At 56.6% G+C, this 13,801-nt stretch carries 13 protein-coding genes; 12 read left to right on the top strand and 1 reads right to left on the bottom strand.

All coding sequences use genetic code 11. The features are described 5' to 3' along the window. Nucleotides 1-12 precede the first annotated feature (12 nt). Nucleotides 13-822, top strand: coding sequence for a Fic family protein (locus tag SCARR_RS13180; protein ID WP_136062031.1), 810 nt, complete (start codon nt 13-15; stop codon nt 820-822). Nucleotides 823-932: 110 nt separating this feature from the next. On the opposite strand, the gene asd is transcribed toward SCARR_RS13180, so the two are convergent. Beyond that, a complete protein-coding gene (gene asd, locus SCARR_RS13175) occupies nt 933-2,039 on the bottom strand; it encodes an aspartate-semialdehyde dehydrogenase (protein ID WP_136062030.1) in 1,107 nt (368 codons plus the stop codon). A gap of 256 nt (nt 2,040-2,295) precedes the next feature. Here asd and SCARR_RS13170 point away from each other — a divergent pair, with 256 nt between their 5' ends. The 11 genes from SCARR_RS13170 to SCARR_RS13120 all read left to right on the top strand — a co-directional run bounded on the left by SCARR_RS13170 (nt 2,296) and on the right by SCARR_RS13120 (nt 13,795). Further along, entirely contained in the window at nt 2,296-3,201 is a 906-nt protein-coding gene (locus SCARR_RS13170; protein ID WP_136062029.1) for an EamA family transporter, read from the top strand. A gap of 12 nt (nt 3,202-3,213) precedes the next feature. After that, nucleotides 3,214-5,043: a bifunctional chorismate-binding protein/class IV aminotransferase gene (locus tag SCARR_RS13165; RefSeq protein WP_136062028.1), complete on the top strand. Its 1,830-nt coding sequence runs from the start codon at nt 3,214-3,216 to the stop codon at nt 5,041-5,043. 71 nt (nt 5,044-5,114) lie between these two features. Beyond that, entirely contained in the window at nt 5,115-5,771 is a 657-nt protein-coding gene (locus SCARR_RS13160) for a PTS sugar transporter subunit IIA (protein ID WP_136062027.1), read from the top strand. 2 nt (nt 5,772-5,773) lie between these two features. Next, nucleotides 5,774-7,456, top strand: coding sequence for a cation:proton antiporter domain-containing protein (locus SCARR_RS13155; protein ID WP_136062026.1), 1,683 nt, complete (start codon nt 5,774-5,776; stop codon nt 7,454-7,456). 11 nt (nt 7,457-7,467) lie between these two features. After that, nucleotides 7,468-7,776, top strand: coding sequence for a hypothetical protein (locus tag SCARR_RS13150; protein WP_136062025.1), 309 nt, complete (start codon nt 7,468-7,470; stop codon nt 7,774-7,776). A 119-nt stretch (nt 7,777-7,895) separates the two neighbouring features. After that, complete coding sequence (locus SCARR_RS13145) at nt 7,896-8,363, top strand: CBS domain-containing protein (RefSeq protein WP_136062024.1); 468 nt, start codon at nt 7,896-7,898, stop codon at nt 8,361-8,363. A 13-nt stretch (nt 8,364-8,376) separates the two neighbouring features. Further along, entirely contained in the window at nt 8,377-9,294 is a 918-nt protein-coding gene (locus SCARR_RS13140; protein WP_168433282.1) for a PTS sugar transporter subunit IIA, read from the top strand. 20 nt (nt 9,295-9,314) lie between these two features. Continuing rightward, nucleotides 9,315-10,619 (top strand): ArsB/NhaD family transporter, encoded by a 1,305-nt coding sequence (locus tag SCARR_RS13135; protein ID WP_136062022.1) that lies wholly within the window; start codon nt 9,315-9,317, stop codon nt 10,617-10,619. Nucleotides 10,620-10,636: 17 nt separating this feature from the next. After that, nucleotides 10,637-11,050, top strand: a complete 414-nt coding sequence (locus tag SCARR_RS13130; RefSeq protein ID WP_136062021.1) for a hypothetical protein — start codon at nt 10,637-10,639, stop codon at nt 11,048-11,050. A 24-nt stretch (nt 11,051-11,074) separates the two neighbouring features. Further along, on the top strand, nt 11,075-11,758 hold the full coding sequence (locus SCARR_RS13125; protein WP_136062020.1) for a PTS sugar transporter subunit IIA: 684 nt from the start codon (nt 11,075-11,077) through the stop codon (nt 11,756-11,758). 6 nt (nt 11,759-11,764) lie between these two features. Continuing rightward, nucleotides 11,765-13,795: a proton-conducting transporter transmembrane domain-containing protein gene (locus tag SCARR_RS13120; RefSeq protein WP_136062019.1), complete on the top strand. Its 2,031-nt coding sequence runs from the start codon at nt 11,765-11,767 to the stop codon at nt 13,793-13,795. The last annotated feature ends 6 nt before the right edge of the window (nt 13,796-13,801 follow it).

Genomic DNA, 13,801 nt, shown 5'->3' with positions numbered 1-13,801 from the left:
TCACTTTTACATATGAAGCTGCTTGCTGCGCATCTTGAAGGACTTGATGAAAGTCCGCTTGTTGAACTCGATGAAACCGTCAGATCGATCTATCGGCTGATTGTTTTCGGCGACGACCATAAACAGTCGGATCTCTTGGCTCGGTATTATGAAGCCATGCAGCATTTGCGCGATGTGATGGCTCTGAAAAACGCGCAGCAGGAAGCACAAACCGAGGACGAAGCCAGAGAATATCTGGCGAACCTTAAATCCGGTATTGAACTGATCGTGGGCGAAATCGGAGTGCAGCACAGCCTCGAAACTCCGGTTGATCTTTTTCGTCTCTTTCGACTCATCGCTCCGGAGGCCGCGGCGCGGCATCCCAATCGATTCCGCCATACCACGGTGCAGTTCGGACCGTGTTTCGGAGCAGAACCTGCCCGGATTTCCGTCCTCGTCGATGAATTATTTCACGTTCTTCCGGAAATCAAGCATCCCGTCACCCGAGCGGTTTACATGCATCATGAACTTGTGCGGATTCACCCCTTTGTCGATGGGAACGGTCGTCTCAGCAGAATGGCCAAAAACTGGGTGCTCATGTACAATCTCTATCCGCCTATGTTCATTAAGAACATTTTCGACAAGCACTTATACATCGCCCGTCTGCAGGAAAGTTTTCTGTCGATTGAAGAGGAGCCGAATGTGCTTCATTCCACTACGCAGGCATTTTTTCAGGACGAGTTTCGCAGGCTCCGGGCTAGCGCGACTTTTATTTTGCACCGCATGCTCAAGAATCCGAAACTGGAGTTTCCAGAAGAATCAGAGGATCTTACCGAGCTCTAGTTAGATCACCGAAAGAGTACGAAAAACCCCGCAATTCTCATCGCGGGGTTTTCTGTAGGATGAGGCTCTGCCTCGTCTGTATTCAGGAAGGATCGAAGCAGAGCTTCAGCCTACCTTTCCAGCAGGATGCGGAGCATCCGGCGCAGCGGTTCGGCGGCGCCCCAGAGGAGCTGGTCGCCGACGGTGAAGACAGAAAGGTATTCGCCACCCATCTTCATCTTGCGGATGCGGCCGACCGGCACGGTCAGCGTTCCGGAAATGGCGGCCGGGGTCAGACGCGCAAGGGTGTCTTCCTTATTGTTGTCGACCACATCGACCCAGTCGTTGTCGTTGCGCAGGATTTCCATGATCTCTTCGACTGGGATATCTTTCGTCAGCTTGATGGTCAGCGCCTGGCTGTGGCTGCGCATGGCACCGATGCGGACGCAGATGCCGTCGATCGGAATCAGCGGATCGTTCTGCAGAATCTTGTTGGTTTCAACGTAGCCCTTCCACTCTTCCTTGGTCTGGCCGTCGTCGACGAGCTTGTCGATCCACGGGATCAGCGAGCCGGCGAGCGGGGCGCCAAAGTTGGCTGTTGGGATGTCGCTGCCTTGCAGGCATGCGGTAACCTTGCTGTCGATTTCGAGAATCGCAGAGGAGGGGGTGGCCAGTTCATCGGCCACGCAGCCGTTGAGCGAGCCCATCTGATTGAGCAGTTCGCGCATGTTCTGCGCGCCGGCGCCGGAGGCGGCCTGATAGGTCATGGAGGAAATCCATTCGACGAGGCCGGCCTTGAAGAGGCCGCCGATCGCCATCAGCATCAGGCTGACGGTGCAGTTGCCGCCGATAAAGTCCTTTTTGCCGTCGGCCAGGGCCTGATCGATGACCGGGCTGTTGACGGGATCAAGGATAATGGTGGCCTGCTCGGCCATGCGCAGGGTGGAGGCCGCGTCGATCCAGTAGCCATTCCAGCCTTTGGAACGCAGTTCGCCGTGCACCTTGGTGGTATAGTCGCCACCCTGGCAGGTGATGATGGTTTCCATTTCCATCAGTGCATCAAGGTCGTAGGCATCGAGCAGAACCGAGTCGCTCTTTCCGACGTTCGGCGCCGCCTGTCCGGCCTGCGAGGTCGTAAAGAAGACGGGATTGATCTGTTCAAAATCATTTTCCGCGCGCATGCGGTCCATCAGCACGGATCCGACCATGCCTCGCCATCCAATAAGTCCAGTTTTCATCGTTTTACTCCAGTGCAGCAAAAGCAACGCTTTTGACAGCAGTTATCAGTTATTCGTTAATCGTTATTCGTAAAAGTCCCTGACAGATTCGTCCTGTTAACTATTAACCAATAACCATTAACTGAAACGGCAGAGCCGTTTCTCATCCAAAGGGCAGGGCAGGAACAGTATTTAATTTGAAAACCAAACGCAAGCCGCTATTGTTTGCCGCTCATGCTTGAAAACAGCGGGTTGCAGAGGTTTGGAAGGGCAAAATATGTGGATTTGGCTGGGATTGGTTTCGATGCTGTTTTTGGGGGTGTACGACCTCTGCAAGAAGCATGCGCTCAACGACAACGCGGTTTTGCCGACGCTGTTTTTCTCGAATCTAGCGAGTGTCTGCCTGACGTTGCCGGTGATTCTCGGTTCGTTGGCCGCCCCCGACCTGATGCAAAACATGGGCCTGTATGCCGCGCCGATGCCGCTTCAATGGCACGGCTATATGGTGATTAAGGCGCTGATTGTTGGCTCATCGTGGATCTGCGCCTACTTTGCGCTGAAACACCTGCCGATCTCGATCGTGTCGCCGATCCGCGCCTCCGGGCCGGTCTGGACGCTGGTCGGTGCGATTCTGCTTTATCACGAGCAACCTGAGCCTTTGCAGTGGCTCGGCATGGGCATCATCTTTTTTTGCTACTTTGCCTTTTCCCTGCTCGGGCGAGAGGAGGGCATCCATTTCCTCCGCAGCAAGTGGGTGGCGCTGATCTTTCTTGCAACGCTCGTCGGCACCTGCAGCACGCTGTTCGATAAATGGCTGATTCAGCTGCAGGGTATGGCGCCGGTGCAGGTGCTGGCCTGGTATTTCCTCTACCTCTCCATCTTTTTCACCCTCGTGAACGGATTGCTCTGGTGGCCGAACCGCAAAAAAACCACGCCGTTCAAGTGGCGCTGGTCCATTCCGCTGATCGGCATTTTCCTGACCATCGCCGACTTTGTCTATTTTATCGGCATCACCGACCCCGATGCGCTCATCGTTATCTTGTCGGTCCTCCGGCGCTGCAGCGTGCTGGTGGCGTTCTTTGTCGGAGCCGTGCTGTTTAAGGAAGTCAACAAGCGGAAGAAGGCCTGGGTATTGGTGGGAATTATGATCGGCGTGCTTTTAATTGTTCTTTCCGGGCGGTAGAAAAGGGCGCTTATGAAGGCGGTTCTAAAACATGCGGGGCGGTGGCTCCATTTCCAATGTCCGGAACGGGTGCTTCGGGCGGATACGCCCGAGCAGGTGCTGCCGATGCTGCGCGAGGCGGAGGCGTCGGGCCTGTTTGCCGCTGGATTTGTTTCCTACGAAGCGGCGCCGGCATTTGACCATGCCCTGAAAACCCAGCCCGCCGAGGGCTTCCCGCTGCTCTGCCTTGGCCTCTTTCAGGCTCCGAGCGTGTTGGAAAATATTGAAGAGGCGCCAAGTGCCCGTTTCGATATGGGGGAGCTGAAGCCCTCGGTTACGAAACGAGATTTCATCAAAGCCATTGGCGAAATCAAAGAGCGCATTGCCGAGGGCGCGACCTATCAGGTCAACTATACCTATCGGCTCAACGCCGATTTTTCCGGCGACGTATGGGCCTTTTTCTACGAACTGGTCAACGGGCAGAAGACGGACTATGCCGCTTTCATTGAAACCGATGAGTTTGCGATCTGTTCGGCCTCGCCCGAGCTGTTCTTCAGCCTGAATAACGGGCGGATTATTTCGCGGCCGATGAAGGGCACCGCCCGGCGCGGGCGCACGTTTGCGGAGGATTGGAAGCAGTCGGACGCGCTTCAGCAGTCCGAAAAGGACCGCGCAGAAAACATTATGATTGTCGATATGATCCGCAACGACATTGGCCGGGTCGCCGAGCCGGGCAGCGTCGAAACGGTCAGCACCTACGACGTTGAAAAATATCCCACCGTCTGGCAAATGACCTCGACCGTTCAAGGGCGGATTAACCACAAAGACACTAAGGACACAAATCCCATCCAAGCGATGCTTTGTGAACCTTCGAGTTCTTCGGCGATTGCTGCTCAATCGTGTGGTGAAAAAAGCGTTGGTTTGGTTGATGTGATGAAGGCGCTTTTTCCGTGTGCATCGATCACCGGGGCGCCGAAGGCGAAGACGATGGAGATTATTCAATCACTGGAAACGTCGCCGCGCAAAATCTACACCGGCGGCATCGGGTTCATCACCCCGCAGGGCGAGGCATGTTTCAGCGTGGCGATCCGTACCGCTTTAATTGAAAACGGCAGGCTCGAGTTCGGCATTGGCGGCGGCATTGTCTGGGACTCGGACGCCGAGGCCGAATTTGAGGAAACGCTAACCAAGGCGCGGGTGCTGACCCAGCCGAGGCCGGACTTCCAACTATTGGAAACGATGCTGTGGGAGCCGGAGACGGGCATGTTTCTGCTGGACGAACACCTGCAACGTTTGGGCAAGTCGGCCGCTTATTTTGACATTCCATTGGATGTGCATGCCCTATTGCAGGCATTGGAAGAAAAAATTCACACCTGCGCAGGTGTGAACTTAAGGATTCGCCTGCTGGTTGCCAGAGACGGAAATACGGAGATCCAGACGTTTCCGCTGCAAGCTGGAGGGACGCAGGCCTCTGCGTCCGAGGGCGGAAAACGTCCGCCCCTCCACATCGCTCTCGCGAAGGTGCCGGTTGATTCGCAGGATGTCTTCCTGTTTCACAAGACGACGCACCGAGCGGTTTATGAGGATGCCAAAGCGGACTTCCCTGATTGCGACGACGTGATTCTTTGGAATGAAAAAGGCGAAGTGACCGAAAGCACCATCGCCAATGTGGTCATCCGTCGGAAAGGGAAGCTCGTTACCCCTCCCGTTGAGTGTGGTCTGCTGGCCGGCACATTCCGCCAATATTTGCTAAAAATGGGCGAGGTTGAGGAGCAAATCGTAACAATTGAGGATTTGAAGCAAGCGGAAGAGCTGTTTTTGATCAACTCCGTCCGGAAGTGGCAAAAGGCGGGTTTAAAATAAATCGGCATTAATTATTGCATCCCCTGCGGTTTGGCGTAGTTTTTCGCAAATCCAACCGTAAGGTGACGTTTATGCACGAAATTATGACGATAGAGGAAGTTGCTGCTTATATTCGCGTTTCAGAGCGTACAGTGTACGATTGGGCGCAAAAGAGCGAATTGCCCGGCGGCAAGCTCGGAACCACTTGGCGCTTCAAGCGCGCCGACATTGAAAAGTGGGTAAACGACCGTCTCTCCAAAGAAGCCGCCGTGAAGAGCGGTTCTAAAAAGGCCGCAACTGCCAGCTTTGTCCTTACACGTGAGCGGGTGGTTCTGCTGGACCACCCCTCCAAAAAAGAAGTTTTAACGCAGCTGGTTGATCTGCTGGCCGAAACCCCTTTTGTGAAAAACCGCGATGCGCTGCTGAAGGGCATCCTTGAGCGCGAAGAGCTCATGAGCACCGGCATCGGCTTCGGCATCGGCGTGCCGCATGTGCGCATCGATTCCGTGACCGACCTTGTGATGGCCGTGGCCGTCAGCAAGAATCCGGTAACCGACTACACCTCTCTCGACGAAGCGCCGGTGCAGATTATCTGCATGCTCGCGGCGCGAACCGACCAACACACGAAATATATCCGTACGCTTTCGGCCATTAGTTCGCGCCTGAAAGATCCAGACGTCCGTCGCGAAATCATCGCATCCAACGACCCGGCGGCCATCTGCAAGCTGCTCATCGACTCGGAGCAATAGCTATGCCAGAAATTCACTTAGGCGTTCTCGCCGTTCTCGGAATCTGCATTGCCGGCGGCATTGCCGGTGCATGGATTTTCCAAAAGTTCCATGTGCCGCAGGTCGTTGGCTATATTGTCATTGGCGTCCTCATCGGCGACACCGGCTTCGGGCTGCTGCATCCGGCCGATATTGAGGCGCTCCAGTCCTTCAATAATTTTGCTTTGGGCCTGATCGGCTTTTTGGTTGGCGGCGAGCTGAGCGGGAGCATTTTCAAGAAGTACGGCAAACAGTTTACCGCCATTCTGATCGGTGAGGGGATCGCCGCATTCATGCTGGTTGGCATCACCTCGACGCTCATTCTCTACGCGGTCTGCAACGACTGGATCATCTCCGCCGCGGCGGGCATTGTTTTCGGCGCCATCGCTTCGGCAACCGACCCGGCCTCGACCATCGACGTGCTGTGGGAATACCGCTCCGCCGGGGTGCTCACCACCGCCATCGTCGCCATCGTGGCGCTCGACGACGCGCTTGCCATGACGCTCTACGGCCTCGGCACCAGCGTTGCGACCATTCTGGTTCAGGGGCAGGGGGGGGGCGACCATTCCATCCTCCTGACGCTTCTGCACACTTTCGTAGAGCTGGGCGGCGCCATCCTGCTCGGCGTGATCTGCGGCTTTGTGCTCGACTATATGATGAAATACCTGCCGCAGAACGAGAAGCGCCTCGGGATGTCGATCGGCATGCTGCTGGTCTGCATCGGTCTCGCAATAGCGTTCAAAATGGACCTGATCCTCGCCACCATGGCTGTCGGCATCGTGCTGATCAACCGCGCGCCGAACCGTTCCAAGAAGCTGTTCGAAACCGTCCGCTCTTTTGCCACCCCGATCTACATCATCTTCTTCGTTCTTGTTGGCGCCCGTCTTTCGATCGGCAGCATGCCGTTGTGGGTGTGGGGGTTGGTTGCATCCTATGTTCTGATGCGCAGCCTCGGAAAATGGGCCGGGGCCTATTGGGGCGGCAGCATTTCCAAGGCCGAAAAACCCGTGCGCGACTATCTCGGCATGGCCATCTTCGCCCAGGGCGGCGTCGCGGTCGGCCTTTCCATCGTGGCCAGCCACAATCTGCACCATATTGAAATCATGGAAGGCATGCGGTTGAGCGATCTCATCATCTTCACCGTCACCGCCACCACGCTCTGTGTCCAACTGATCGGCCCCGCGTTTGCCAAGCTGGCCATCAAGAAGGCTGGGGAAATTGGCCGCAACGTGACGGAAGAAGATGTGATGGCCGAACTCGATGTGGCCGCCGTGGTGGATACGGGCATCGTCCCGCTGCACGAAGGCACGCCGCTCAATACCGTGGTGCAGCACTTTGCCGAACAGGACACCTTCGTCTATCCCGTGGTTTCCAATGACGGGAAAATCATCGGCGTGCTGACCTTTGAAATGCTCAAGGAGCTGCTGATCGACCGCGATACGTGGCAGTGGCTCGTGGTCGGCGACGTGATGCAGCCGGTGCGCCACCGCCTTTCTTCGAAAATGAACCTCGCCGAAGCGCTGCAGGAAATGATCAACAACCAGGTCGAAGCGCTGCCCGTTGTGGAAAGCGATGAAAACGAAAAACTCATCGGCGTGCTCGACCAGCGCGCCGCCCGCCGCAGCGTTGGCGCGGAACTCGTCCGGCGGAAGACCGCCGCGGCCTAAGGATTGCAACCATGTTGAAAAACCGGACATTTTGGCTCGCGCTTCTGATCCCGCTCCTGTTGGGTCTGCTGGTCGTTTTTGCCAAATATTCGTCCGGCGATCACTTTCAGGCGGGCATCGAAGAGCGCTCGTTTAACGCGCAGAAAAGCTCCCTCGAAGTCGAAGAGTGGGTGGAGGAAGATACCTTTTCCTTCGGCCTGCTCCAGAGCTTTCGCAGCGAGGTCGTCTGTCCCGTCGTTTACAGCCGATGCCGGTTCTTTTCTTTTACTCCCTTTGCCGCTCCTTTGGCGTCCGGCTGGGTGATGCCCCTGCGGATTTGATCCCGCAGCAATGAGCCACCCTTCCCAACTGAACCGCGGTAGTCACGCTTGCGGTTCCGTGTTTCTCTGCCCGTTTCGGGCGTTTCATTGTTCAATCGATCAAATTCAAGGGTTAAAAAATGAAAGCCAATTTGGAAAAAACCACCGTTAAGGATATTTCGTATCTCATCAATTCGTCCTGCCTGCGCGCCAACAACGGCATCTCGCTTGAAAAGCTCGCAGACATGCTCTGCTCATCCGACCGCTATAAGGTCTATCTGGAAAACGGCGACAGCCAACTGGTTGGGATTGTTCAGGCCAAGCAGATCGCTATGAAAATTCTGGAGCTTTCCCGCCAGAAGTCCGACGAAGAGGAAATGCTGCCGGCCATCTCCTATGTGATGAATTTCTACAAGGGCGGCGACCTTGCCGAGGCTCCTGTTTCCGTCAAAGCCAGCTCTACGCTTAAGCAGGTGCTCGAGCTGATGCAGCAAAACAGCATTCGCGAAATCGCAGTCGTCGATGCCCGGAGCCGTTTGGTGGGCACGCTCGAGGCCAAGAATATTCTTGCGCACTATTTGCAGGCCAAAGCCGAAGCGGCGCTTTAGCGGAGACGGCAACATGAAAATCATGAACTATACCCGCCGAGAGGCGTCGTGGCAGCCCCGGCTTGGGTCAGGTCCGCGCGATGCCGTTCTCGGAACCATACTTGAACAGCTCTGTTCCAACGGATTCTACACCGTGAACTGTGAGCTTTCGCACGAGGGAATTATGCAGGCGCTGATCGCCCGCGAGGCCCAGCGCACCACCGCCATGGGGGAAGGCATCGCTTTTCCCCACGCCCGGCTGCCGCAGCTGAAGCAGGCTTTATTTGCCGTCGCTACGTTTGAGGAGCCGGTCATGTTCGAGGAGTTTCCCGTACAGATCATCTGCCTGATTCTCGTGCCGACTTCCGATCCATCCGTTTCGCTGAAAATTATGGCGCAGTTCTCGCGGCTGCTCATGGAGCAGGGCGTGAAGGAACAGGTGCTCAACGCATCGGATCCGGCCGGGCTACGCAATATTTTCAAGGCGCATAATCCCCGGATCGACAAGCCGATTCTCGCCCGCGACATTATGCGGCCGCCGCGTTTCAGCGTGCTCGATACGGATTCTGTGGCCACCTGCTCGCACCTCATGAGCGTGAACAATCTTCAAGCTGTTCCGGTGCTGAACGACCGCCGCGAAGTGCTGGGCGAAATCACCGTAGAGCGGCTCTTTCGTTATGGGCTCCCGGAATTTTTCTCGAACCTTAAAAGCGTTTCGTTCATTGCCGAGTTTGATCCGTTCGAAAAATATTTCGATGACGAGAGCGACATTAAGGCCGGCGACATGATGGAACCCAGTGCCCGCATCGTGCCGATGGACTACACCATCATGGAAATCGTGTTCGACCTCGCCATTCAGAACTATCTCAAGCTCTACGTAACCGATCAGGATGGACGCTGGATCGGCGCGATCGACAAGGGCCTTGTTCTCGACAACGTGATCAACCACTGATTCTCTGGAGTTTTTTACCCATGCTACTTCCTATTATTGTATTTTTGGTGGTCTACTTTTTTATTGCCACCGAACTGATCGACAAAACGATTGCCTCGCTCATCGGTGCGGGGTTGATGATCGGCTTCCACTTCATCGGCTACGAAGAAGCGCTGCACGCCATCGATATGAACGTGCTGTTCCTGCTGATCGGCATGATGGTCGTGGTGAACACGCTCACCGATACCGGCGTCTTTGAATGGCTGGCCATTAAGCTGGCCAAGCTGGCCAAAGGCAACGGTCTGGCGCTGGCGGTGCTGTTCATGATTCTTACCGCCGTGCTTTCAGCGTTCCTCGACAACGTGACGACCGTGATTCTGATGGCGCCGATTACGATCCTGCTCTGCCAGCTGCTGGAAATTCCAGCGGTTCCGATTCTGATCATGGAAGCGGTCTTCTCCAATATTGGCGGCACCGCCACGCTGGTGGGGGATCCGCCCAACATCCTGATCGGCTCGCAAACGCATTTGTCTTTCAACGACTTCCTGCTCAACCTTGGCCCGCCGGTGGTGGTGATGCTGGTGGTGCTGGTCGCCGTTATGGCCTTCATGTTCCGCAAGTCGATCAAGACCACGGCACAGACCCGCAAGCGGATCGAACAGTCGCGTCCCGACAAGGCGATCCTTCAGCCTCTCGTACTGAAAAAGGCGCTGGTCGTGTTTGGATTCATCCTGGCCGGGTTCTTTGCCGGACGCGCGCTGGAGATCGAGCCGGGCATCATTGCGCTGTCCGGTGCGATGGTCATGGTGCTCGTCTGCAAAAAAGACATCCACCATTCGCTGATGCATGTGGAGTGGAACACGATCCTGTTTTTCTCCGGTCTCTTCATGATGATTTCAGCGCTCGAACACCATCACGTGTTTGCAGCCATGGGCCAATATATCCTGCACATCTGCAACGGCAACTTGATGGCCACCGCGTTGACCATTCTCTGGTTCAGCGCCATTGCCTCGGCGATCGTCGACAATATTCCGCTGGTGATGGCCATGATCCCGCTCGTGAAAGGCATCATCCCGATCTTTGCGCTGCAGATGGGCATCGACGATCCCGCGCTGGTCCACACGCAGATTGCCGAGCCGCTGCTCTGGGCGCTGGCGCTGGGGGCCTGCCTCGGCGGCAACGGCACGCTGGTTGGCGCTTCGGCCAACGTCGTGATTGCCCAGGTGGCGAACCGCAACAACTGCAAGATCACTTTCTGGTCGTTCACGAAGTACGGCTTCCCGTTCATGATCGCCTCGCTGCTGATTGCCCACCTCTACATTTATTTGCGCTATTTCGTTTTTTAACCCCAAGGAGTACATTGATGAAAAAAAACCAATCCATCAGTGGCGGCGTGCTGATCAGCCGCTACGACAGCGGCATCCAATATCCCGCCCGGAAATTCCTAGAGGAACAGTGGGGGGCGGAACGCATAGACCTGCTGACCGCCGAAGATCCGCTTCATCTGTTGTTCCACCATGTAGACGACTCGGCGATGGAGGTTCTTTTCAACCACATCGCGGACTTTTTGGAAGGCACTTCGCTCAAACGTCTCGCCTTGGCCGGAGGGTGTCGCCCCGATACGCTCACTGACGGCGAAGTGCATTTTAAACTTAAAACCGCCGCCTTCCATCTGCACCGGCACTTCCCGGAAGCTCAGATTGAAGTGCTGTTCGTAAACCAGTTTTCCGGTGTTGTAGAAGAGGTTTTCCCCGGATCGGAACAAATAGAATCTTAAAATAGCATAGCCATTAGGAGAGTCATGCAACTGTCGGTCAAGGATGTCGCAAAACTATTAAGCGTAGACAACAAAACGATCTATGGATGGATCAAGCAGGGGGATATTCCCGTCTACCACATCAACGAGCACTGTCGTTTCAATAAAGCAGAAATCCTTGAATGGGCCACCAGCCGCCAGATTGCGCATATCGCGCATGACGCGAGTGACATGGCGCACTTCCCGGGGCTGGTAGAAGCATTGGGGACGGGCGGGATCGTCTATGGCGTGAAAGGCGAAAACAAACCCACGGTGCTGCGCAACGTGGTGGACGCGATGCAGCTGCCGGCGGAGGTCGACCGAGACTTCTTCTACGAAGTGCTTCTGGCCCGCGAAAACCTCGGCTCCACCGGCTTGGGCGACGGCATCGCCATCCCGCACGTGCGCAACCCCGTCGTTCTGCACGTTACCCGCCCGACGATTACCCTCTGCTTTTTGGAAACGCCCATCGAGTTCGGTTCCATTGATGGGCAGCCGGTTGACATCCTGTTTTCGATGGTCAGCCCGACGGTGCATATGCATCTGCATCTGTTGGCGCGGCTTGGCTTTGTATTGCGCAATCCCGAATTCAAGGCTGCGCTCAAGGCCCGGCTTCCGCAGGATAAACTCATAGAGGCGCTCGCGCTCGCCGAGGCTGAAATCGGAGCCGGGATCCAATCCTCCAGCTAGCAGCCGATGCAAAACCATCTTCCCATTCTATTGGTTCTTGGATCCGCCGCCCTCAGTGCGTTGAGCGGGCTGCCCGCGTTGCTGTTGCCTCGCCGTTCTGCGGCGGGACAACGCATTGCGGCCACGCTGATGTGCGCCGCGGCGATGGCCGGGTTGGGCGGTGTTGCACTTGTTTTTCTTCATGGAACGGATGCCGCCGTGCTGCCCTGGCAGGCGCTGGGGGTTGCCATGCCGGTGGTGGCCGATGCGTTGAGCGCCTTTTTTCTCGTTCCCGTGCTGGTCATCGGCACGCTGGGTTCGCTCTACGGTCTCGGCTATTGGCCGCAGGCGGAGCATCCGGAAAACGGGCGGGGCCTGCGCCTGTTCTGGGGCCTGACCGTGGCAGGGATGAGCCTGCTGCTGGTGGCGCGCCACGCAGTGCTGTTTCTGATGGGTTGGGAAATCATGGCCGTTTCCGCCTTTTTCCTGATCACCACCGAAAACAACCTGCCGGAGGTGCGTGCGGCCGGCTGGGTCTATTTTGTGGCAACGCACCTTGGAACCTTGGCGCTCTTTGCTCTGTTTGCCTTGTTCCACTCAGTCACGGGTTCGTTTGAGCTGAGGGCCATCGCCTCCTCCGAAGCGGGAATCAGATTGCTCTCCGCAATGTTTCTTTTGACGCTGCTGGGCTTCGGCGTCAAGGCTGGCGTGATGCCGGTGCATTTCTGGCTGCCCGCCGCACATGCCAACGCGCCGAGCCACGTTTCCGCGCTGCTGTCCGGCGTGATGCTTAAGATTGGCCTGTACGGAATCATTCGCTTTGTCGGTTTTCTGCCGGATCCGCCGATCGGCTGGGGGGTGCTGGTGCTGACGCTCGGCTCTTGCAGCGGCGTGCTCGGCGTGGTCTTCGCTCTCGGGCAGCACGATTTGAAGCGGTTGCTGGCCTACCACAGCGTGGAAAACATCGGCATCATCATGATGGGATTCGGTTTGGCGCTGATCGGACGGTCGTGGCACCAGCCCCTGCTGGTGATGCTTGGAATGGCGGGCTGCCTGCTTCACGTTTGGAACCATGCGCTATTTAAATCGTTGCTGTTCCTCGGAGCCGGATCGGTTATTCATGCCTGCGGAACCCGCGAGATCGACCGGATGGGCGGACTGGCGAAAGCAATGCCGTGGACGGCGGCGTTTTTCCTCGTTGGTGCCATCGCCATTTGCGGGTTGCCCCCGCTCAACGGGTTTGTGAGCGAGTGGTTCATCTACCTCGGGCTCTTCCACGCCGTGTCGGACGGCACCGCGCTGTCGTGGTCAGCTGCGGCGTTGGCGGCACCGGTTCTGGCGATTATCGGCGCCTTGGCGCTGGCCTGTTTTGTGAAGGCCTTCGGCGCGGTTTTCCTTGGCGTTGCCCGCCACCCGAAAACCACCCATGCACACGAAGTGCCGTTGGTGATGAAACTGCCGATGGGCGTGCTGGCGGGATGCTGTGTTGCGATCGGGCTACTGCCCTTCCTCGTGACCCCGATGCTGAGCCGGGCCATTCTGGCCTGGGATACCGAGGGATTGCTGCAGGCGTCGTGCCCGCTGAACTTGCTCGCCCCGCTCCCAGCCATTGCGTTGGCCGGCCTGGTTTTATGCGGGGCTTGCCTGGCCTTGTATTTCGGGTTGTCGCGCAAGATAAAAAAGATCGACGCCCCGCGCATGCCCACCTGGGCCTGCGGCTATGCGCAGCCCACCGAACGGATGCAATACACGGCGTCGTCCTTTGCCCAGCTCCTGACCGGCCTGTTTCATTTTGTGCTCCGCTCTAAAATCCACGCGCCGGAAATCGAGTCTGTTTTTGCGCGCCCATCCCGCTTCGAGACCCATTTGGACGAACCGGTGCTGGATCGGAATCTGCTGCCGATGACGCAATTTTTTAGAAAACTCTTTAGCAAGGCGCTGCCGCTGCAGCGCGGCTTGACGCACCAATATTTGATCTACGTGGCCCTGATGCTGGTGGCCCTGCTGGTCTGGACGCTGCCGATCAAGGCGATTTTCGCCCGAATTTTTACTCGATAGGATGAA

Source organism: Pontiella sulfatireligans (assembly GCF_900890705.1).
In the GTDB taxonomy this organism is placed as follows: Bacteria; Verrucomicrobiota; Kiritimatiellia; order Kiritimatiellales; family Pontiellaceae; genus Pontiella; species Pontiella sulfatireligans.
Note: the sequence above shows the minus strand (reverse complement) of the source record. Positions and strands in the feature narration are given on the sequence as shown.